The organism is Franconibacter helveticus LMG 23732, assembly GCF_000463115.2.
GTDB lineage: Bacteria > Pseudomonadota > Gammaproteobacteria > Enterobacterales > Enterobacteriaceae > Franconibacter > Franconibacter helveticus.
Genome location: NZ_AWFX01000029.1, coordinates 17,762 through 37,179 on the forward strand (window position 1 = coordinate 17,762; position 19,418 = coordinate 37,179).

Sequence of the window (19,418 nt, forward strand, 5' to 3'; positions counted from 1 at the left end):
GCGCTTTCCGGCCTTACGGCGTTAAGCGCTCGCGCATTTTCTTCACGTCGCTTTCTTTCACCGCCGGCGCCGAGTTGCCCCAGCTGTTGCGGATATAGGTCAGCACGTTGGCAATCTCTTCGTCGGTCATGATGTCCGCAAAAGAGGGCATAGCCGGCGCCGTCGGACGGGCATCGGTATCCACGCCGCGGCTGCCTGCCAGCACCACATGCGCCAGCGAAACCGGCTCAGGCGCGTTGATCAGCGCATTGTTCGCCAGCTGCGGGAAGATATTCTTCTCGCCTTTGCCGGTAGAGCCATGGCAAGCGGAGCAGCGGTCAAAGTAGATGTGGCGTCCTGCGAGCATCTGCTTGTCATCGCCTTTAATCGGCTGCGGCACGTTTTCATCCTTCACGCCGAGCGACTTCAGGTAAACCGCCACCGCCTGCAAGTCTTCCTCTTTCCAGAACTGGGAAGAGTTTTTCACCTGCTCAGCCATCGGCCCGGAGGCGATGTCATAACGGTTCACGCCGGTGCGCAGGTAATCTTTAATATCCTGCTCGCTCCAGCGGCCAATGCCCTGATGGTTGGCGGCGGTAATATTCGGCGCCCACCAGTTTTCAATTTCCGTTCCCTCAAGGAAATTGTCATTTTTATCGCCGCCGATCATGTTCTTCGGCGTGTGGCAGGTGCCGCAGTGACCAAGGCCCTGCACCAGATACGCGCCGCGGTTCCATTCGGCGGATTTCGACATATCCGGCTTGTAAACGCCCTTATCGAAGTTCAGCCAGTTCCAGCCGATAAGACTGGTGCGGATGTTGAACGGGAAGGGCAGCAGGTTGGTCTCAACCGGGTTATGGATGGGCTCAAGCGTTTGCAGATAGGCCCAGATTGCCCGGTTATCCTCGTCGGTGACTTTGGTATACGCCGTAAACGGCATGGCGCCATACAAGCGCTTGCCGCCGTGGCCGATCCCTTCGGACATGGCGCGTTTAAAGTCATCGTAAGTCCAGTTGCCGATGCCGGTTTCGCTATCGGGGGTAATGTTCGCCCCCACCAGCTTGCCGAAAGGCGTGCTTATCTCCACGCCGCCTGCGAACGGTTTTTGCGGGTCGCTGGTGTGGCAGGCGGTACAGTCGCCCACCGTCGCCAGATAACGCCCTTTCTCAACCTGGTCAAACTCCGGCTGCGCCTGCGCGCAGAACGAGGCGAGGCCTGAAAGGGCCAGCAGTGATAAAGCTGCTAAACGTTTCATGCGCTTATCATCTCCCCCGGGTTTTTCAGATAGAAGTTGCGGATGGCATACGCTGCTTTGAATGCCAGCGCGCCCACGGTGCCGGTAGGGTTGTAACCCGGGTTTTGCGGGAAGGCGGAAGCGCCCACCACGAACAGATTCGGCACATCCCAGACCTGGAGGTGTTTGTTCACCGAGCTGGTGGAAGGATCGGCGCCCATGATAAACCCGCCAACCACGTGCGAGGACTGGTACGGCACGCTGTTCCAGTGACCAGTGGTCGGCTTGGCGACCATTTCGCGCGGCCCCATCGCTTTGGCTATCTCCGCAACTTTGCCGGTGCAGTACTGCGCCATTTTCAGATCGTTCTCCGGGAAGTCGAAGGTGATCCGCAGCAGCGGGCGACCCAGATGATCTTTGTAGTTTGGATCGAGCGACAGATAGTTGGTGCGGGTGGTGTAACTGCTCGCCTCGCAGCCAATCGACATGGTGCTCTGGTAGTTTTTCACCATCGCCTCTTTCCAGCCCTTGCCCCATTTCGGGGAGCCTGGCGGGGTAGGGTGATAGTTGATCGGCGCGCCGCCGATAGGCGTTACGCGGATACTGCCGCCGCCGAAGAAGCCCAGGCCGCTGTGGTCGAAGTTATCGTTATTGAAATCGTCGATGCCCATGCCCACTGCGCCTGCGCCGATGAACGGGTTGAACTTTTTATCATCGAAGAACAGGGTCACGCCGTTGGCGGTCTGATAGGCGTAGTTGCGCCCGGTGGTGCCGGAGTTGGTCACCGGATCGTAAGCCTTGCCGATGCCGGAAAGCAGCATCAGACGCACGTTCTCGAAGGTAAACGCCGCGACGATCACCAGATCCGCAGGCTGCTCCCATTCATCGCCGGAGGAGTCGATATAGGTCACGCCTGTCGCCTGCTTGCCGGTGTTGTCGGTATTGACCTGCAACACTTCACAGAACGTGCGCGCTTCGAAGTTGTCCTGGCGCAGCAGCGCGGGCAACACGTTGACGATGGCGCTGGCTTTGGAGTAGTTGGCGCAGCCGTAGTTGGTGCAAAAGCCGCAGAACGTACACGGCCCCATGGTTACGCCGTACTGGTTGGTGTAAGCCTCAGAAACCAGCGATGACGGCACCGGGAAGGGGGTATAACCCATGTTTTTCGCCGCCTCGGCGAAGAGAACCGGGCCGTAGGGCTGGCGCAGCGGAGGCGTCGGGTATTCGCCGCTGCGGGTGCCTTCGAACGGGTTGCCGCCTTCCTGGCGCTGGCCGTTCAGCACGCCCGCCTTGCCTGAAGTGCCCGCCACGCGTTCGAACGCCATATAGTGCGGCTCCATCTCTTCCCAGGTGGTGCCCCAGTCCTGTAATACCAGTTCGTCAGGGATGCTGCCGTAGCGCTCAAGCAGGTGGCTTTTTAAGCGAAACTCTTCCGGCTGGAAGCGGAAGGTAATGCCCGCCCAGTGGTTGCCCGCGCCGCCGGTGCCGTTGCCCGGGTGAAACGAGCCCCAGCTGCGCATCGGCAACGCCGTCTGCGAGGGGTTGTTGCGCATGGTGCAGGTGTTTTGCCGGGTGCGCAGCATCAGCTCCTGGCGCTGCACGTAGCGTAATTCGTCGGTAACGGTGTTGATGTTGAAATCGCGCGCGGTGTCGCGCCACGGGCCGCGCTCGATGCCGACCACGTTAAGGCCTTCATCCGCCAGCTCTTTGGCGATGATCGAGCCTGCCCAGCCGAGGCCCACCACGACCACGTCGGTTTTTGGTAATTTCTTCGCCATGCTTTATGCCTTCTTGTTCCATTGAGGGCCGCCCTGAATGCTGACCGGCGGGAATTTCAGTTCTACGTTGTGTTTCTCAATGAAATCGCGGTAGTCGTAGCGTGCGCCGGGAAAACCGAGCATTTTCCAGGCAGCCATATCGCGGTTGCCGCCATAGACCGGGTCGGCGAAGAAGCCTTCGGTGGTGTTGCTGAGCACCTGGGCGAAGAAAAGCGAACCCACGATGCCTTCCAGCTCAATGTCGCCTTTCTCAAGGCCTGCCAGTACCTTGTCCTGGTCATCGCCGGAAAGCTCGCGGAAAGGTTTCTGAAACTGCTGCTGCGTGTACTTGTTCAGCGAGGCGAGGCCCACGCGGTAGCGCTGGCGGGGCGTCAGCTCAGACTGGTCGCCCTGCTCAGGGGTGCCTTCCTGAAAGGGGCCTTCCATGTAAAGACGCTCGAAATTGCCGTAAAAACCGTGAAGCTGACGGTCGATAAAGACCGCGCAGCCCATCTCTTTGCCGCCGGGGCTCAGGTTATCCGCCGGGATCAGGCGGTCGACGATGGCTTCAAGCGTGGCCGCTTCATCAGCGGTGAGGAACAGCCAGCCCTGTGAGTCAAATGTTTCGGGAGGGTTGTCGGCGAACGGCTGCCAGCCGGGTGTACCAGTTAACGTGATTGCTTTTGCGGAACCGGCACCCAGGGTAAGCGCCGCGCCAGACCATTTAAGAACCTGCCGTCGGGTGACCCCAGGCAGCGTTTTTTGTGGCTTGCGCATTATTGCTTCCTTAGATGTGCATAAAAAAACCACCGCGTGAAATGATTACGCAGCGAAGTATTTAAAGGGTAGCTCGCTTTGCATTGTTAAGAAAAGGTTTATCTCCTGTAATGAAATGTCAGAAATGTTAAGAAATATGTATTTCTGTATTTTTTTACACTAGAGGGAAAGTAGTACAGTTCCTGAAAAAGGGCCAAATAACGCGACAGAAAACAGGGTTATGTGGCCCGAAAGTCGCACAAACAGGTACAATCAATCTTTTGGCCAACGGAGAACGGGTGTGCGTCCCGACAAGTCCTTAACGCCTTTCGAGGTGCGCATTTATCGTCATTACCGCATTGTGCATGGCGTGCGCATCGCACTGGCTTTCATTCTTACTTTTTTGATTGTGCGCCTGGTGCAGGTGCCCGAAGGCACCTGGCCGCTTATTACGCTGGTGGTGGTCATGGGGCCCATCTCCTTCTGGGGCAACGTGGTGCCCCGCGCCTTTGAGCGCATCGGCGGTACGATTCTGGGCGCCGCGCTGGGGTTAGTGGCGCTTAAGCTTGAGCTTTTTTCCCTGCCGTTAATGCTCATCTGGTGTGCGCTGGCGATGTTTCTCTGCGGTTATCTGACGCTTGGCAAACGTCCTTACCAGGCGCTGTTGATAGGCATTACGCTCTCGGTGGTGGTAGGGTCGCCGACCGGCGATATGGAAGTGGCGCTGTGGCGAAGCGGCGACGTGATTTTCGGCTCTTTGCTGGCGATGCTTTTTACCAGCATCCTGCCGCAGCGGGCATTCATCCACTGGCGCATCCAGATGGCGAAGCTGATGGGCGATTTTAACCGTATTTATCAGGCGGGCTTTTCGCCGAACCTGGTGGAGCGGCCGCGGCTCGATAAGCCTCTGCAAAAGGTGCTAAACGATGTCGTTAAAATGCGCGCGCTTATCACGCCAGCCAGCAAGGAAACGCATATTCAAAAAGCCATTTACGAGGCGATTCAGACCACCAGCCGCAACATGGTCTGCACGCTGGAGATGCAAATCAACGCATACTGGGCCTCGCGCGAGAGCCATTTTCTGCTGATTAACGCCCGCACGCTGCGCGACGTTCAGCAGATGACGCAGCGCACCTTTGAGGCTATCTCCCAGGCCTTGCGCGAGGGCAACCCTTCGCCGGCGCTGGCGAATAACGAAAAGCTTGCGGATATTGTGCAGGAGCTGCGCACGCTGATGCGCGACGAACAGTATGGCGAGCTGGTGGAAACCTCTATCCATGGCTACGTCTGGTTAAGCATGGAACTGGCGCGCCAGCTTGAGCGGTTATCGCAGCTTATCTGCCGGGCATTGCGCAAATAAGAGACAGACAGCGCAGGCGCGCTGGCAGGTTGTTTCGATTCAGCGGTTTTTAAGGTTATGATACCGACAGGTTATTTATCCGGCGCAAGCCATTGTCATCCGCGGGGCTGAAAGGCTATGGTTAACCAGGTCGCGGTTGTTTAACGAATCCGAGTTTCAAAATTAGCAGGGGTGTAAAAATGGAAAACAGCAAACCTTCATTTCAGGACGTGCTTGAGTTTGTCCGCTTGTTCCGTCGTAAAAACAAACTTCAGCGTGAAATTCAGGACGTTGAGAAAAAGATCCGTGACAACCAGAAGCGCGTGCTGCTGCTCGACAACCTGAGCGACTACATCAAGCCGGGTATGAGCGTGGAAGCCATTCAGGGCATCATCGCCAGCATGAAAAGCGACTACGAAGACCGCGTGGATGATTACATCATCAAGAATGCGGAAATCTCCAAAGAGCGTCGTGAAATTTCCAAAAAGCTGAAAGCCATGGGCGAGCTGAAAGCCCACGAGCCGAAAGGCGAGTAAGCGAAAAAGCCGCCTGCGGGCGGTTTTTTTACGCCTCTGTTCTGCAACCCGGCGCCGTAGCGCGAACGCTTACCCGGCTGCGCTTGCCTTCGCTTCTGGTTTTCCCTCGCGGGAGCCGCAGCCCGCCTGTGCTAAAATTCAACCATTCTCACCAGAAGCCGTTGTTTCGCCTTAGCCTGCTGAGCGCCAAAAGCGCACTGTTGCATGATTGCTTCGTCAGAGGGCGCGGGTAATAACGTCATCAGCTTCACCTGAATGCAAGGAACATTATGGTCAGAGTGATTGGGCTTACCGTTCTGCTGATGGTTGTCGCCACGCGCGCCGCGCTGGCGGTAACTTACGCGCTGCCGCCGGAAGGCAGCCGCCTGGTTGGCAACAGTTTTAGCGTGGCGGTGCCGCAGGGTAATACCGAGCCGCTGGAGACCTTCGCCGCCGCGCATAGCCAGGGGCTGAGTAATATGCTGGAAGCGAATCCGGGGGTCGATCCTTTCCTTCCCGCTGCGGGCACAACCTTAGTTATTCCTCAACAGCTGATCCTGCCCGATACCCGTCGCGAGGGCATTGTTATCAACGTGGCGGAGATGCGGCTCTACTACTACCCGCCTGATACCAATACGGTTGAAGTGCTGCCCATCGGCATCGGCCAGGCTGGCCGCGAAACGCCAAGAAACTGGGTCACTCGCGTTGAGCGTAAGCAGGAGGCGCCTGCCTGGGTGCCTACCGCCAACACCCGGCGTGAGTACGAAAGCTGCGGCGAAACGCTGCCGGCGATGGTGCCGCCAGGCCCGGAAAACCCCATGGGGTTGTATGCGATATATATCGGCAGGCTGTATGCCATTCACGGTACGAATGCGCGTTTTGGCATCGGCCTGCGGGTGAGCCAGGGCTGCATCCGTTTGCGTGACGCTGACATCAAATACCTCTTTGATACCGTGCCTGTCGGCACCCGCGTACAGATTATCGACCGGCCGGTGAAGTTCACTACCGAGCCAGATGGCTCGCGCTGGCTGGAAGTTCACGAGCCTTTATCCCGTAACCGGCTGGAGTTCGAATCCACCAAGCGCGTGCCGCTGCCGGTACAACCGGTGCTAAACAAAGCCATGCAGGAGGGGAGCGTGAATGCGGCAACGGTAACTGAAGCGCTGGAGAGAAGATCGGGCATGCCGGTGCAGATTGGTTTCGCGACAACGGGCATCAACGAGCTATAAAAAAAGCCCGCACAAGGCGGGCTTTTCAAATCTGGCTCCTCTGACTGGACTCGAACCAGTGACATACGGATTAACAGTCCGCCGTTCTACCGACTGAACTACAGAGGAATTGTGGAGGCTAATCTTAGCGTCGCCGCAAAATTTGTCAAACATGATTTCGCGATTGCCTGTTCAATTGCGCTAAAACCAACCACCTTCCCCTGATTTCTGGCAATTCGCGGGAAAATCTTTGCAGTTGTTTACGAACTAACCCATTATTTGAAATAGGGTTTCAACTTTTAATGAAGGTCAATTTTGAGCTTAGCAACCCGGTTGAGCCAGACGGTGAAAAACACCCCCTGGTATGTCAGAAGAAAAAGTTATCGGGTACTTTTATGGCGTGAAATCACGCCGCTCGCCGTACCTATTTTTCTGGAAAATACCTGTGTGCTGCTGATGGGCGTGCTGAGCACCTTCCTGGTCAGCTGGCTTGGCAAAGAGGCGATGGCGGGCGTGGGCCTTGCCGACAGCTTCAACATGGTGGTGCTCTCTTTCTTTGCCGCCGTTGACCTTGGCACCACGGTGGTGGTTGCCTTCAGCCTTGGCAAACGCGACCGCAGGCGCGCCCGCGCCGCCGCCCGGCAGTCGCTGGTGTTGATGACGATTGTCTCAATACTGCTCGCGGCGCTGATTCACCTTACCGGTAAATACATTATTGATTTCGTGGCGGGAGAGGCGACGCAGCAGGTTAAAGATCTGGCCCTGACCTATCTGGAACTCACCGCCTGGAGTTATCCTGCCGCCGCTATCACGCTTATCGGCAGCGGCGCCTTGCGCGGCGCCGGCAACACGAAAATTCCGCTGTTGATTAACGGCGGGATGAATATCCTTAACATTATTATCAGTAGCTTCCTGATTTACGGGCTCTTTTCCTGGGATGGAATGGGCTTTGTCGGCGCTGGCCTTGGGCTTACCATTTCACGCTATATCGGCGCCATCGCCATTATCTATGTGCTCATGATTGGGTTTAACCCGGCGCTGCGCATCACGCTTAAAAGTTATTTTTCGCCGCTTAAGCTGAACATTCTCTGGGAAGTGCTGGGCATAGGCCTGCCTGCCAGTATTGAATCCGTGCTGTTTAACGGCGGCAAATTACTGACGCAAATGTTCGTTGCAGGCATGGGCACCGACGTTATTGCCGGCAACTTCATCGCGTTTTCCATCGCTTCGCTGATCAACCTGCCTGGCAACGCCCTTGGTTCCGCGTCTACCATCATTACCGGCAAACGGCTGGGAAAAGGGCAGATAGGCCAGGCAGAGCGGCAGCTGCGCCACGTCTTCTGGCTCTCCACCCTGATGCTGACCGCCATCGCCTGGCTGAGCGCGCCTTTCGCCGGGCTGCTGGCCTCGTTTTACACCCATGAGCAGGATGTAAAAGAGGTGGTGAAAGTGCTTATCTGGCTCAACGCCGCCTTTATGCCCATCTGGGCCGCTTCCTGGGTATTGCCCGCCGGGCTCAAGGGGGCGCGCGACGCCCGCTTCGCCATGTGGGTTTCCATGCTGGGCATGTGGGGCTGTAGGGTGGTTGCAGGCTATGTGCTGGGAATTATGCTGGGCTGGGGCGTGGTGGGCGTCTGGCTCGGCATGTTCCTCGACTGGGCGGTGCGCGGCGTGCTTTTTTACTGGCGTATGGCGAGCGGCAAGTGGTTGCAGAAATACCCCCGAGTGCGGGCTGAAGCGCCTGCCGACGTCGCCAGCCCCGCTAGTGAAACACGTTAAGCAGCGCGAAGAGAATTAACAACGCGCCGCCGCCGGTGTTGATAATTCGCTTAAGCGCCTGCGTGTTGATTTTGCGCGCTGAGGTTATCAGCATCAGGCTGAGCGCAATGAGCCATACTGCCATGACCGCCACATGCACAGACGCGAGAAGAAGGTAATGGCTCACCTCGCCGTGGTGGCCAGCAAACTGTGAGACCACCGTCAGGTAAAAAAGCATCGCTTTCGGGTTCAGCACGTTGGCAAGCCAGGCGGCTTTGAGCGTAATAACCTTTTCCCCTTTACTGAATGTTAACGCCCGCGCGCTCAGCCCGCTGCGTATAAGCTGCGCGCCCAGCCAGAGCAGATAAAGGGTGCCCGCGATTTTCAACAGGCCGAATAGCGCAGGGGAGGCCGCCAGCAGAGAACTGACGCCAAGGCCAATCAATAGCGCATGGGTGTAGATCCCAAGCGCCGTACCCGTTAGCGTAACCCACAACCCTTTGCGGCCCTGCGACAACGCGCTGTTCATCGCAAGCGTAAAGCTCGCGCCGGGTGAAAGCGCCACCGGCAGCAGCGCCGGGATAAACCCTGCAATGTTAATGTCCATTCAGAGAACGGTAACGCGCTGTTTTTGCAAAACCGCCGCCAGCTCTGCATCCGGTTCGCCTTCAACAACCAGCGTGCTGGCAAGCGAGAGCGGCCCAATGGCGAAAGCGGAAGCGGAATTGAGTTTTTCCTGTGAAGCCATGACCACGGTTTCCGCCGCCCGCGCGGCAAGCGCCCGTTTAACGCAGGCCTCCTCGTAATCGCCCGTTGTAAACCCGGCGCTTTTGTGCACGCCGGTCACCCCCATAAAAAAGAGATCGGCATTGATGCGGTTGATTGATTCCAGCACAGAGGCGCCTACGGTTACCACCGAATGCTTATAAAGCTTGCCGCCGATAAGAATAACTTCAACCTGCGGGTAATCGATTAACCCGACCGCAATAGCCGGGCTATGCGTCACCGCGGTAAAGGGAAGATCGTCAGGCAATTGTTTGATGAGCTCTCCGGTAGTGGTGCCGCCGTCGATAATCACCACCTGGCCCGGCGTGATAAGCGCGGCGGCTTTGCGTGAAACTGCACGTTTTGAATCGGGCTGCACGCTTTTTCTGGTTTCAAAAGGCGCAAGAGCGGCGGAAACCGGCAGGGCGCCGCCGTGCACCCTTTGCAACAACCCTTCTGCGGCTAACTCCCTTAAATCACGGCGTATTGAATCTTCAGAGACGCCGAATCGCTGGCTCAATTCGCCGGAAAGCACCTGCTTTTCGTTGGTTAAAATATCCAGAATGCGCTTCTTACGCTGGCTGGCTAGCATGCGTTTTTATTCCTGTTTGTGCTTGACTGTGCACGATTATCCATGCCAGAGTCTTTTTTGTCACTACAGGAGGACAAAAAATGCTTCCGCAATCACAACACGTACGCAACGTTCACGAAACGTTGCTCTCAGACAACTGGTACACGCTGAAGAAATATCGCTTCGAACTGCTGCGCCGGGACGGCACCTGGCAGCAACAGGAGCGTGAAGCCTACGACCGGGGAAACGGCGCGGTCATTCTGCTCTACAACAAAGCCAGGCAAACGGTGGTGCTGACCCGCCAGTTCCGTTTTCCCGTCTACATCACCGGACATCACGGCATGTTGATTGAGGCGGCGGCGGGGCTGCTCGACAACCTTTCGCCTGAAGAGCGCATCAAAGCGGAAGCGCAGGAAGAGACAGGTTTTCGCGTGACGCACATCGAAAAAGTTTTTGAAGCTTATATGAGCCCGGGTTCGGTAACGGAGAAGCTCTTTTTTTTCATTGCCGAATACGCGGAGCCGGACCGCAGCGGTAACGGCGGCGGAGTAGCGGAAGAGGGGGAGGACATCGAGGTGCTGGAATGGCCTTTTCCCCGCGCGCTGGAGGCTATCAGCACCGGAGAGATTCAGGACGGGAAAACCATCATGCTGCTTCAACACCTCGCCCTGAGCGCTACTTTTGAGGAAAAACGATGAAAACCTTACAAATTTTAATTGCCGGCCCGGTCAGAAGCGGCACGGACGATCAACCCGAACGGATCGAAGCCAATCTCGAACGGTTACAACAGGCGGCGCTGGCGGTCTGGCATAAGGGGCATGTGCCGGTTATCGGCGAATGGCTGGCTTTACCGCTGGCGCAGGCGGCAGGATCAACGCGCATTGGCGATGCGGTAAGCGAACTCTATTTATACCCGGTGGCGCACCGGCTTATCGGGCATTGCGACGCTATTTTGCGGCTGGAGGGCGCGTCCCGCGGCGCTGATAACGATGTACGCATCGGCCAGGCGCTGGGGCTGACTATTTTCACTCATCCGGATGACGTGCCGGGCATGGATGCGCAGGCATAAGCGGTCGGCGGAAAAGCCCGGCGGCAGCGGGCTTTTATTCGTTTGGTCAATTAATTTGACGCTGTATGTTAAACAAATGGCATTTATTCGACTCCGGGAATGCGTAAAGTAGCTGTTACGCAAGGCAGAACGTTTCAGGCTTACTTCGCTGCCGGAGAAACCGCCTGCCGATTTATTCCCTGTAGATAAGGAAAAAGGTCATGAAAAAGATCGGGTTTTTGTCATTTGGTCACTGGACGCCTTCGCCGCAGTCTGGCACCCGTACGGCCGCTGACGCGCTGTTGCAATCCATCGATCTGGCCGTCGCAGCAGAAGAACTGGGCGCGGACGGCGCTTATTTCAGGGTGCATCACTTTGCTCGCCAGCTCGCCTCGCCTTTTCCCTTGCTTGCCGCCATCGGCGCCAGGACCCGTCATATTGAAATAGGCACCGGCGTTATCGATATGCGTTATGAAAACCCGCTCTATATGGCGGAGAGCGCCAGCGCAGCGGATTTAATTTCCGGCGGGCGTTTGCAGCTTGGCATCAGCCGTGGTTCGCCGGAGCAGGTGATCGATGGCTGGCGCTATTTTGGTTATCAGCCTGCCGAGGGCGAAAACGAATCTGATATGGCGCGCCGTCATACCGAGGTGCTGCTGGATGCGCTACGCGGCGAAGGGTTCGCTAAACCCAATCCGCAACCGATGTTCCCGAACCCGCCGGGCATGTTGCGCCTGGAACCTTACTCAGAAGGCCTGCGCGAGCGTATCTGGTGGGGCGCAGGTTCGAATGCCACTGCGGTCTGGGCGGCGAAGCTTAGCATGAATCTGCAAAGCTCGACGCTCAAAGACGATGAAACCGGCGAGCCGTTCCATATTCAGCAGGCGCAGCAGATCCGCGCTTACCGCGAGGCCTGGGCGCAAGCGGGGCATGCGCGTACGCCGCGCGTCTCCGTCAGCCGCAGTATTTTCGCGCTGATGGACGGTCGCGACCGCGCTTACTTCGGCGGTAGCCGCGATGAGAGCGACAAAGTCGGTTATCTGGATGAGAAAACCCGCGCCATCTTCGGGCGAAGCTACGCCGCTGAGCCGGATAAGCTCATCGAGCAGCTAAAGCAGGACGAAGCCATTGCCGAGGCGGACACGCTGCTGCTCACCGTGCCGAACCAACTGGGCGTGGATTATAACGTGCATGTGATTGAATCTATCCTTAAGCACGTCGCCCCGGCGATGGGCTGGCGCGAATAACGCCGCCTGGCAGCGAAAGCAAAGAGAGTGCTATAAGCTGTAGTCTGCGCGCACGTTGTGCTTTACACTGCGCGCTGCAAAAATTCAGTAGATTAACGAGCAGGCAAACGGTAATGGCGATGAACGGAACGATCACAACCTGGTTTAAAGATAAAGGTTTTGGATTTATCAAAGATGAGAACGGCGAAAACCGCTATTTTCATGTGATTAAAGTCGCCAATCCGGAGCTGATAAAAAAAGATGCCGCGGTGACTTTCGAGCCAGGCACCAATAACAAAGGTTTATCCGCCTATGCAGTGAAAGTGCTGCCGGAAAGCAAATATATCTTTATCGCAGGCGAGCGCCTTAAGCTTACTTCTATCAAATCTTTTCTGGTTTACAGCGAAGAAGTGCCCGCTGATACCCGTATCGATAAAGAAAATGCGGTGTTGTCTGTCGGCGCGCTGATGAGCAGCATCCGGCCGAAATCAGCCGCTAAGCCGGGTGAAATGCGCTCGGTTAAAAAACTCGCTATCACCACCTTCCAGGGAACGACGTTGATCTTCTCTGAAGAAGAGATCGATATAGAAGCCACCGTGAAAATGCTTAAGCTTAAATAAGCGGCTTCGTGCTTGCGCCGTGTTCTTGCGTGTCTTCGCAATATTGCGGCAGTGAGTACCGGTTTTGACGCCTGCAACCTGCGCGGCTGCGTAACGGCCCGCCAGGGTAATCAGGTATAAACTCAAACCACAGAAGCTTAACCTTTACATTCCTTGCAAGTCTGGAAACCAGGATGACAAAACTTACCTTACAAGAGCAGATGCTAAAAGCTGGGTTAGTCACCAGCAAAAAAATGGCTAAGGTCCAGCGGACGGCGAAAAAATCACGAGTTCAGGCTCGTGAGGCAAGAGAAGCGGTGGAAGAAAATAAAAAAGCGCAGCTTGAGCGTGATAAGCAGCTCAGCGAGCAGCAAAAGCAGGCCGCACTCTCGAAAGAGTATAAAGCGCAGGTTAAGCAACTCATTGAGATGAACAGAATCAGCGTGTCGAAAGGCGCCGTTGATTTTAATTTCACTGATAATAACGTCATCAAAAAGCTGGCTGTGGATAAGACAACCCAGGCGCAGCTGATTAGCGGCCGTCTCGCTATTGCTCGCCTGGTTGTGGCTAATAAAGAAGAGTGTGAATACGCGATTATCCCGGCAGCCGTAGCCGATAAAATCGCCCAGCGAGACGCAGACAGCATTGTGCTGAATAACGTGCTCAGCCAGGCCGAACAGGATGAAGACGATCTGTACGCGGATTTCAAAGTGCCTGACGATTTAATGTGGTAATGCCTGTTTTGACGCTCAGCTAAGCTAAACCTTAGCGACCTTTGCCGGGCGTCACAAAATGCAGTGCAACAACCCAGATACGAATGCAATTTTCCAGACCTGACGAGACAGGCAATAATCACGGGAGCGGCTTATGAGCAACGACATACCCCTTAAATATTATGACATCGTGGATGAGTACTCGACAGAAACCGCAGCGCCGGTAGCGGAAGCGGAACGTGATGCCCTGGCGCGCTATTTCCAGCTGTTGATCACCCGTTTAATGAATAACGAAGAGATCAGCGAAGAAGCGCAAAAAGAGATAGCGGATGAAGCCGGCATCGACGAAAAGCGTATTGATGAGATCGCGACGTTTCTCAATCAATGGGGCAACGAATAACGGTTGTTGCGTTATGCTGACAAGGGCACAAAAGAAGATTTGTGTCCGCTTTATGCGAGTAACAGACAAAACAAAAAGCCCGCTTAAGTTTCCTTAAGCGGGCTTTTCTGAATTTGGCTCCTCTGACTGGACTCGAACCAGTGACATACGGATTAACAGTCCGCCGTTCTACCGACTGAACTACAGAGGAATCGTGTGAACGGGGCGCATAGTAACGGGATGGTTTGGGGATGTCAAAAGCTCTTTTTAAAAAAACAGGTCGTTTGCCGATAAATTCCGCAAGTTGCGCTTTTTTTGATGCTTTTCAGACATAAACCCGTTTCAGGGCGCTGGAAACGCCGCCGCGAAGGTTACGCGGCGGCGCGATTTTATCGGCAGGATGATTAACGGAACGGTGGTTCGTTAAAGGTGCGAAGCTTACGGGAGTGTAAGCGCTCGCCTTCGGCGCGCAGCAGGTCGATTGCGCGAATGCCAATCTGCAAATGCTCGGAAATTGCGCCTTCGTAGAAGCGGTTCGCCTGGCCTGGCAGTTTTATCTCGCCATGCAGCGGCTTGTCGGATACGCAAAGCAGCGTGCCGTAAGGTACGCGAAAACGGTAGCCCTGAGCGGCGATAGTGGCGCTCTCCATGTCAATCGCCACCGCGCGGCTTAAGTTGAAACGCAACGCAGAAGCGGAATAGCGCAGCTCCCAGTTGCGGTCGTCTGTGGTCACAACAGTGCCGGTGCGCAGCCGCTGTTTTACCTCTTCGCCTGGCATTTCGCTCACAAGTTTGGTGGCGTCATAAAGCGCCCGTTGCACTTCGGCGATGCTCGGGATAGGGATATCGGGCGGCAGAACCGCATCCAGCACGTGGTCATCTCGCAGATAGGCGTGTGCCAGCACGTAATCGCCAATCGCCTGGCTTTCACGCAGCCCGCCGCAGTGACCAATCATCAGCCAGACGTCGGGGCGCAGCACGGCGAGGTGGTCGCAGATAGTTTTCGCATTCGAAGGCCCGACGCCGATGTTGATCAACGTAATGCCCTGGCCGTCGGCAGTGATCAAGTGCCAGGCGGGCATTTGATGTTTTTTCCAGGCGAGATCGGAAATGACCTCTTCCGGCCCTTCGGTATCCGCGGTGATCCACACGCCACCTGCGCAGGAGAGCGCAACGTAAGGGCTTTCCGGGTCGAGGATTTGGCTGCATCCCCAGCGTACAAATTCATCCACATAGCGCGTGTAATTGGTAAACAGGACGAACGGCTGAAAATGCTCTGCGGGGGTGCCGGTATAATGACGCAGGCGCGCCAGTGAGAAATCTACCCGGCGGGCATCGAAATGCGAAAGCGGATAAAACTCGGTGGGGTGGAAAATGCCGTCGGCAGTTTCATCGCCAATTTGCGCCAGTTCGGTAGTGGGAAAGTGGCGGGCGAGGCCGGCGCTCATGGAACGGTCCAGCGTCAGCGTCGAGCCGTCTATCACATAAGGGTAGGGGATCTCATGCTGCGAAGGGGAAACCTCTATCGTTGCGCCGTAATCTTCATACAGCAGCGTAAGCTGTTCCGCCAGGTAAGGGCGAAAAAGCGAAGGGCGGGTAATGGTCGTGGTGTAGCAGCCCGGGTGAGTAAAGCGGCCATAGGCGCGGGTCTTTTGGGCGTTACGCGCGTTGCCGTCCCAGCTTACCTGCAACTGCGGATAAACAAACAGCCCCTGCGCGCGACGCGCCTCTTCCGGCGTTTCGCCATTATCGATAAAAGCGGCGATAGCCTCGCGCAGGGCGTTAACCGCCGCGTCGTACATAGCTTCAAGCTTATCGAGCGCTTGTTCTGGCGTCAGGTGAGTTCCGGCTTCGTTATACATCTTTTCTCCTTATCCCGCACGGCAGGCGGGTGTTAGCCATGCCGATAGTATGTCACAGGAAAAAGAAAGCGCGGTGAAGGAAAGTGGAAACGCTGAAAAGCAAAAAGCCTGCTAAAAAGCAGGCTTCTTTAAATCTGGCTCCTCTGACTGGACTCGAACCAGTGACATACGGATTAACAGTCCGCCGTTCTACCGACTGAACTACAGAGGAATCGTGTGAACGGGGCGCATACTAACGACGCTGGCCAGGATTGTCAAAGGGGGAATAGCCGTTAACGATTTGTTTGCTGAGAAAGTAGCCGCTCCGGACGCCTGGCTGGCGTAACGCGCTGTTACGCACTCTTCTGGTGCAAGCGCTGTTCGGAACAGGGCAGTATAAAAACGCTGTTTCAGTAATGGATATACGCTTTGTGATTAGTTTCTCTTATTATCCAGCCGCTTAAGCCGTCTGGTCAGAGCATTCTGAAAACTGGCAAGCATCTTGCAACTCTCCTGAAGACTATCTTGCTGGCTTTTCTACCGGCATTCCGTACAGGAGGCAAAATGAACTTAAGACGACTGAAGTACTTTGTAAAAATCGTCGATATCGGGAGCCTGACGCAGGCCGCTGAAGTGCTGCACATTGCGCAACCCGCCCTTAGCCAACAGGTTGCAACCCTGGAAGGGGAGATGAACCAGCAACTGTTGATCCGCACCAAGCGAGGCGTTACGCCAACGGAAGCCGGAAAAATTCTCTATGCGCATGCGCGCACTATTCTGCGCCAGTGCGAGCAGGCGCAGCTGGCGGTAAATAACGTCGGCCAGACGTTGAGCGGGCAGGTCTCCATCGGCCTTGCGCCGGGCACCGCGGCGTCTTCCATCACCATGCCTTTGTTGCAGGCCGTAAGGGCGGAATTGCCCGATGTGCTGGTTTATCTGCATGAAAACAGCGGCTCGGTACTGAATGAGAAAGTGCTCAATGGCCAGCTCGACATGGCCGTGCTTTACGACCGCTCGGCCACAGCGGGGCTGAGCAGCCAGCCGCTGCTGAAAGAAGATCTCTACGTGGTGGGCACGCGCGACTGCCCCGGCCAGAGCATCGATCTCGCCGCCGTGGCGGAAATGAATCTATTTTTGCCGCGCGACTACAGCGCGGTGCGTAAACGCGTGGATGAAGCGTTCTCGCTGCGCCGCTTAACCGCCAAAATCATCGGCGAAATTGAATCTATCGCCACCCTCACGGCAGCTATCGCCAGCGGCATGGGGGTGACGGTTTTGCCGGAGTCGGCGGCGCGGGCGCTGGCGGGGTCCGCTAACGGCTGGATGGCGCGCATTACCGCCCCTTCCATGAGCTTGCCGCTGTCGCTTAATCTCTCTTCCACGCTGCCGCTCTCTCCACAGGCGCAGGCGGTAAAAGAAATTTTACTGTCGCTGGTAACACGCCCGGCGCTGGAAAACCGCGAGCTGATGCTGGTCGGCTAACGTTTATTCCATTAAGGAATAAATTGCGGGTTTTTATTATTTGTTCTGCCCGTCGGGTGACTTTAACAATAGCGTCATGTTGACTGTCTCCCGGGGGCGACGTGAATTTCCAGCAGCTTAAAATTATCCGCGAAGCGGCAAGGCGGGATTACAACCTGACCGAAGTCGCTAATATGCTCTATACCTCCCAGTCCGGCGTTAGCCGCCATATCCGTGAACTGGAAGAAGAGCTGGGTATCGAAATTTTCATCCGCCGCGGCAAGCGCCTGCTGGGGATGACGGAGCCGGGCAAAGCGTTGCTGGTGATCGCCGAGCGTATTCTCGACGAAGCCAGCAACGTGCGCAGGCTTGCCGACTTGTTCACGAACGATACGTCCGGCGTGCTGACTATCGCCACCACCCATACGCAGGCGCGTTACAGCCTGCCTTCTGTCATTAAAGAGTTCCGCGCGCTCTTCCCTGAGGTTCGCCTGGAGCTGATTCAGGGTACGCCGCAGGAAATTGACGCATTACTGCAAAGCGGGACGGCGGACATCGGCATCGCCAGTGAGCGCCTGAGCACTGATCCGACGCTTGTGGCTTATCCCTGGTTTCGCTGGTATCACAGCTTGCTGGTGCCGCAGGAGCATCCGCTGTTGCAGGCAAACCCGCTGACGCTGGAGGATATTAGCCGCTGGCCGCTTATTACTTACCGACAGGGCATTACCGGGCGTTCGCGCATTGATGAGGCTTTCGCCCGCAAGGGGCTGACGGCAGACATTGTGCTGAGCGCCCAGGATTCCGACGTTATCAAAACTTACGTTGAGCTGGGGCTTGGCATTGGGCTGGTGGCAGAGCAGGCGAGCGGCGAAGCAGGACAACTGGTGCGCCTGGATACGCGACACCTTTTTGACGCTAACACCGTCTGGCTGGGCCTGAAGCGCGGGCAGTTGCAGCGTAATTACGTCTGGCGCTTTATCGAGCTTTGCAACCCTGGCCTTTCGGTTGATGAGATAAAGCGACAGGCGCTGGAAACCGCCGAACCGGTCATTGATTTCCAGATTTAACCGGAAAAAAGCAAAAGCCCGCGCAACGCGGGCTTATGTGGTTGTCCTGGTATATTAACAGCAAATGCAGATGATCATTTTCAGTGAATGATTACGTGCGCTTGCGTGCATCATTTATTTCGCTTTCTCTATAATCCCGTCTGGATACTGAATATATTCAGTTTCACCAATATAAATGAATACTTTTTTGGTAATGTCACCTGCCATTGACGCCATTACCTCTTTTTCCAGGCATCTTTTTTTATTTTTTATTGAATCAAAGCAGAGATAATCGCCCTGAGAAATCCCGGCAATAAAATCTTCCGCAGGCAGTTCGACATAACCTTTTCCAAAATCCATTATGGTTAAAGAAAAATATCCTTTTGTCGGGATTAAATTGTATCGTTGCTGCAACGTGAGTTTATTTCTTTTCCACCAGTCTAACGCTAACTTATCAGAGTCTGGAAAATTTGACACAAATAGCGTTCCATCTTCTGCCCGCTCGATTACTGTTTTATGCTGTGGTGACCAAAAAGTAAAACCAGCTACTATAATAGCAAAGGCTAATGTTGACCATAAAATCAGTGGCTTACGCATTGGCCTCTCCAGTGATAGTGATACGTGCTTCCATGTTGGTAAAAAAAGATTTATAAGCCAGTTTCTGGAAAGAATAACCATTGACGCGTTCAGAAACCTGTAATAGCCCGAAGCGTTCTTTGAGTGTTTTTTCATCCAGATCGCCACATTTCATATCTTCTGCACAGCGGTTATAAAAGGGCTTTCGGCTGGTATAAATTATCAGAGTGCGTTGTATGCCACGCATTTTCAACAAATCCTTTTGTATTGATGTGGAGCGCTGCCCTGATCATACCGATCTTATTCTGCGAAAAAATAGCATTCGTTGTATTAGCGAATAAGATTTTTAAAGCAAGAGCAGAGGGCTTACAGCGCAGTTCGGGTCTGGGCCAGACAGGAGGAGAGATAAAACAGGCGGCAATCCACCGGGGGACAGGGCAAGAAAAGCAAAAAGCCCGCATTAAGCGGGCTTTTCTGAATTTGGCTCCTCTGACTGGACTCGAACCAGTGACATACGGATTAACAGTCCGCCGTTCTACCGACTGAACTACAGAGGAATCGTGTGAACGGGGCGCATAGTAATAGCGCCCCTTCGCAGTGTCAACGCAAAATTTAACGCGTTGATTCAACTGGTTATTAATGAGCCA

General features: G+C 55.3%; 20 protein-coding genes and 4 tRNA genes. 12 read left to right on the forward strand and 12 right to left on the reverse strand.

All coding sequences use genetic code 11. From position 1 onward, the window contains the following. Nucleotides 1–13: 13 nt before the first annotated feature. Genes DW56_RS08555 through DW56_RS08565 form a run of 3 tightly spaced genes read right to left on the reverse strand, consistent with a single transcriptional unit; the run spans nt 14 to nt 3,747 of the window. Nucleotides 14–1,234 carry a cytochrome c gene (locus DW56_RS08555; RefSeq protein ID WP_024552604.1) on the reverse strand — a complete coding sequence of 407 codons (1,221 nt, stop codon included), beginning with the start codon at nt 1,232–1,234 and terminating at the stop codon, nt 14–16. Then, on the reverse strand, nt 1,231–2,991 hold the full coding sequence (locus tag DW56_RS08560) for a GMC family oxidoreductase (protein WP_024552603.1): 1,761 nt from the start codon (nt 2,989–2,991) through the stop codon (nt 1,231–1,233). The genes DW56_RS08555 and DW56_RS08560 overlap by 4 nt, the downstream gene beginning before the upstream one ends. Nucleotides 2,992–2,994: 3 nt before the next feature. Then, nucleotides 2,995–3,747, reverse strand: coding sequence for a gluconate 2-dehydrogenase subunit 3 family protein (locus tag DW56_RS08565; protein WP_024552602.1), 753 nt, complete (start codon nt 3,745–3,747; stop codon nt 2,995–2,997). 280 nt (nt 3,748–4,027) lie between these two features. Between DW56_RS08565 and DW56_RS08570 the strand changes: the two genes are divergently transcribed. The 3 genes from DW56_RS08570 to ldtA all read left to right on the forward strand — a co-directional run bounded on the left by DW56_RS08570 (nt 4,028) and on the right by ldtA (nt 6,809). After that, a complete protein-coding gene (locus DW56_RS08570) occupies nt 4,028–5,086 on the forward strand; it encodes an FUSC family protein (protein ID WP_024552601.1) in 1,059 nt (352 codons plus the stop codon). Nucleotides 5,087–5,265: 179 nt separating this feature from the next. After that, nucleotides 5,266–5,601 (forward strand): DUF496 family protein, encoded by a 336-nt coding sequence (locus DW56_RS08575; RefSeq protein ID WP_024552600.1) that lies wholly within the window; start codon nt 5,266–5,268, stop codon nt 5,599–5,601. Between the two features lie 269 nt (nt 5,602–5,870). Further along, nucleotides 5,871–6,809, forward strand: a complete 939-nt coding sequence (gene ldtA, locus DW56_RS08580; protein ID WP_029589760.1) for a L,D-transpeptidase — start codon at nt 5,871–5,873, stop codon at nt 6,807–6,809. A gap of 32 nt (nt 6,810–6,841) precedes the next feature. Here ldtA and DW56_RS08585 read toward each other — a convergent pair. Beyond that, nucleotides 6,842–6,917 (reverse strand) — tRNA-Asn (locus DW56_RS08585). A 186-nt stretch (nt 6,918–7,103) separates the two neighbouring features. Between DW56_RS08585 and DW56_RS08590 the strand changes: the two genes are divergently transcribed. After that, on the forward strand, nt 7,104–8,567 hold the full coding sequence (locus tag DW56_RS08590; protein ID WP_024561990.1) for an EmmdR/YeeO family multidrug/toxin efflux MATE transporter: 1,464 nt from the start codon (nt 7,104–7,106) through the stop codon (nt 8,565–8,567). On the opposite strand, the gene DW56_RS08595 is transcribed toward DW56_RS08590, so the two are convergent. Beyond that, nucleotides 8,551–9,153, reverse strand: coding sequence for a LysE family translocator (locus DW56_RS08595; RefSeq protein WP_024554271.1), 603 nt, complete (start codon nt 9,151–9,153; stop codon nt 8,551–8,553). The genes DW56_RS08590 and DW56_RS08595 overlap by 17 nt on opposite strands. After that, nucleotides 9,154–9,903 (reverse strand): DeoR/GlpR family DNA-binding transcription regulator, encoded by a 750-nt coding sequence (locus tag DW56_RS08600; protein WP_024554272.1) that lies wholly within the window; start codon nt 9,901–9,903, stop codon nt 9,154–9,156. 80 nt (nt 9,904–9,983) lie between these two features. Between DW56_RS08600 and DW56_RS08605 the strand changes: the two genes are divergently transcribed. From DW56_RS08605 to DW56_RS08630, 6 genes are all read left to right on the forward strand, one after another. Then, nucleotides 9,984–10,580: an NUDIX domain-containing protein gene (locus DW56_RS08605; RefSeq protein WP_024554273.1), complete on the forward strand. Its 597-nt coding sequence runs from the start codon at nt 9,984–9,986 to the stop codon at nt 10,578–10,580. Beyond that, entirely contained in the window at nt 10,577–10,951 is a 375-nt protein-coding gene (locus DW56_RS08610) for an NUDIX hydrolase (RefSeq protein WP_024554274.1), read from the forward strand. Before DW56_RS08605 ends, DW56_RS08610 begins: the two co-directional genes overlap by 4 nt. A gap of 200 nt (nt 10,952–11,151) precedes the next feature. Then, on the forward strand, nt 11,152–12,177 hold the full coding sequence (locus tag DW56_RS08615; RefSeq protein WP_024554275.1) for an LLM class flavin-dependent oxidoreductase: 1,026 nt from the start codon (nt 11,152–11,154) through the stop codon (nt 12,175–12,177). 113 nt (nt 12,178–12,290) lie between these two features. After that, a complete protein-coding gene (locus tag DW56_RS08620; protein ID WP_024554276.1) occupies nt 12,291–12,776 on the forward strand; it encodes a cold-shock protein in 486 nt (161 codons plus the stop codon). 173 nt (nt 12,777–12,949) lie between these two features. Further along, nucleotides 12,950–13,489, forward strand: a complete 540-nt coding sequence (locus DW56_RS08625; RefSeq protein ID WP_024561991.1) for a DUF2058 domain-containing protein — start codon at nt 12,950–12,952, stop codon at nt 13,487–13,489. A 133-nt stretch (nt 13,490–13,622) separates the two neighbouring features. Then, nucleotides 13,623–13,868, forward strand: coding sequence for a YmjA family protein (locus DW56_RS08630; protein WP_024553728.1), 246 nt, complete (start codon nt 13,623–13,625; stop codon nt 13,866–13,868). Nucleotides 13,869–13,982: 114 nt separating this feature from the next. On the opposite strand, the gene DW56_RS08635 is transcribed toward DW56_RS08630, so the two are convergent. The 3 genes from DW56_RS08635 to DW56_RS08645 form a co-directional block, all read right to left on the reverse strand. Then, nucleotides 13,983–14,058: transfer RNA gene (locus DW56_RS08635), tRNA-Asn, on the reverse strand. A gap of 193 nt (nt 14,059–14,251) precedes the next feature. Beyond that, the gene (locus tag DW56_RS08640) at nt 14,252–15,709 is read right to left on the reverse strand and encodes an AMP nucleosidase (RefSeq protein WP_024553729.1); all 1,458 of its coding nucleotides are present in this window, start codon (nt 15,707–15,709) and stop codon (nt 14,252–14,254) included. Between the two features lie 135 nt (nt 15,710–15,844). After that, nucleotides 15,845–15,920 (reverse strand) — tRNA-Asn (locus tag DW56_RS08645). 332 nt (nt 15,921–16,252) lie between these two features. On the opposite strand from DW56_RS08645, the gene nac reads away from it, so the two are divergent. After that, a complete protein-coding gene (gene nac / locus DW56_RS08650) occupies nt 16,253–17,170 on the forward strand; it encodes a nitrogen assimilation transcriptional regulator NAC (protein WP_024553730.1) in 918 nt (305 codons plus the stop codon). Between the two features lie 101 nt (nt 17,171–17,271). After that, complete coding sequence (cbl, locus tag DW56_RS08655; protein ID WP_024553731.1) at nt 17,272–18,216, forward strand: HTH-type transcriptional regulator Cbl; 945 nt, start codon at nt 17,272–17,274, stop codon at nt 18,214–18,216. A 114-nt stretch (nt 18,217–18,330) separates the two neighbouring features. Here cbl and DW56_RS21515 read toward each other — a convergent pair whose 3' ends face one another. From DW56_RS21515 to DW56_RS08670, 3 genes are all read right to left on the reverse strand, one after another. Further along, entirely contained in the window at nt 18,331–18,792 is a 462-nt protein-coding gene (locus DW56_RS21515) for a DUF943 family protein (protein WP_024553732.1), read from the reverse strand. Further along, nucleotides 18,785–19,018 (reverse strand): DUF3289 family protein, encoded by a 234-nt coding sequence (locus DW56_RS08665; protein WP_024553733.1) that lies wholly within the window; start codon nt 19,016–19,018, stop codon nt 18,785–18,787. Before DW56_RS08665 ends, DW56_RS21515 begins: the two co-directional genes overlap by 8 nt. Nucleotides 19,019–19,252: 234 nt before the next feature. Then, nucleotides 19,253–19,328, reverse strand: a tRNA-Asn gene (locus DW56_RS08670). Nucleotides 19,329–19,418 lie beyond the last annotated feature (90 nt).

Excerpts from the sequence above, each read along its gene's own strand:
- DW56_RS08555 (WP_024552604.1), bottom strand. The coding sequence starts at position 1,234 with ATGAAACGTTTAGCAGCTTTATCACTGCTGGCCCTTTCAGGCCTCGCC.
- DW56_RS08560 (WP_024552603.1), bottom strand. The coding sequence starts at position 2,991 with ATGGCGAAGAAATTACCAAAAACCGACGTGGTCGTGGTGGGCCTCGGC.
- DW56_RS08565 (WP_024552602.1), bottom strand. The coding sequence starts at position 3,747 with ATGCGCAAGCCACAAAAAACGCTGCCTGGGGTCACCCGACGGCAGGTT.
- DW56_RS08575 (WP_024552600.1), top strand. The coding sequence starts at position 5,266 with ATGGAAAACAGCAAACCTTCATTTCAGGACGTGCTTGAGTTTGTCCGC.
- ldtA (WP_029589760.1), top strand. The coding sequence starts at position 5,871 with ATGGTCAGAGTGATTGGGCTTACCGTTCTGCTGATGGTTGTCGCCACG.
- DW56_RS08595 (WP_024554271.1), bottom strand. The coding sequence starts at position 9,153 with ATGGACATTAACATTGCAGGGTTTATCCCGGCGCTGCTGCCGGTGGCG.
- DW56_RS08600 (WP_024554272.1), bottom strand. The coding sequence starts at position 9,903 with ATGCTAGCCAGCCAGCGTAAGAAGCGCATTCTGGATATTTTAACCAAC.
- DW56_RS08605 (WP_024554273.1), top strand. The coding sequence starts at position 9,984 with ATGCTTCCGCAATCACAACACGTACGCAACGTTCACGAAACGTTGCTC.
- DW56_RS08610 (WP_024554274.1), top strand. The coding sequence starts at position 10,577 with ATGAAAACCTTACAAATTTTAATTGCCGGCCCGGTCAGAAGCGGCACG.
- DW56_RS08615 (WP_024554275.1), top strand. The coding sequence starts at position 11,152 with ATGAAAAAGATCGGGTTTTTGTCATTTGGTCACTGGACGCCTTCGCCG.
- DW56_RS08620 (WP_024554276.1), top strand. The coding sequence starts at position 12,291 with ATGGCGATGAACGGAACGATCACAACCTGGTTTAAAGATAAAGGTTTT.
- DW56_RS08625 (WP_024561991.1), top strand. The coding sequence starts at position 12,950 with ATGACAAAACTTACCTTACAAGAGCAGATGCTAAAAGCTGGGTTAGTC.
- DW56_RS08630 (WP_024553728.1), top strand. The coding sequence starts at position 13,623 with ATGAGCAACGACATACCCCTTAAATATTATGACATCGTGGATGAGTAC.
- DW56_RS08640 (WP_024553729.1), bottom strand. The coding sequence starts at position 15,709 with ATGTATAACGAAGCCGGAACTCACCTGACGCCAGAACAAGCGCTCGAT.
- nac (WP_024553730.1), top strand. The coding sequence starts at position 16,253 with ATGAACTTAAGACGACTGAAGTACTTTGTAAAAATCGTCGATATCGGG.
- DW56_RS21515 (WP_024553732.1), bottom strand. The coding sequence starts at position 18,792 with ATGCGTAAGCCACTGATTTTATGGTCAACATTAGCCTTTGCTATTATA.
- DW56_RS08665 (WP_024553733.1), bottom strand. The coding sequence starts at position 19,018 with ATGCGTGGCATACAACGCACTCTGATAATTTATACCAGCCGAAAGCCC.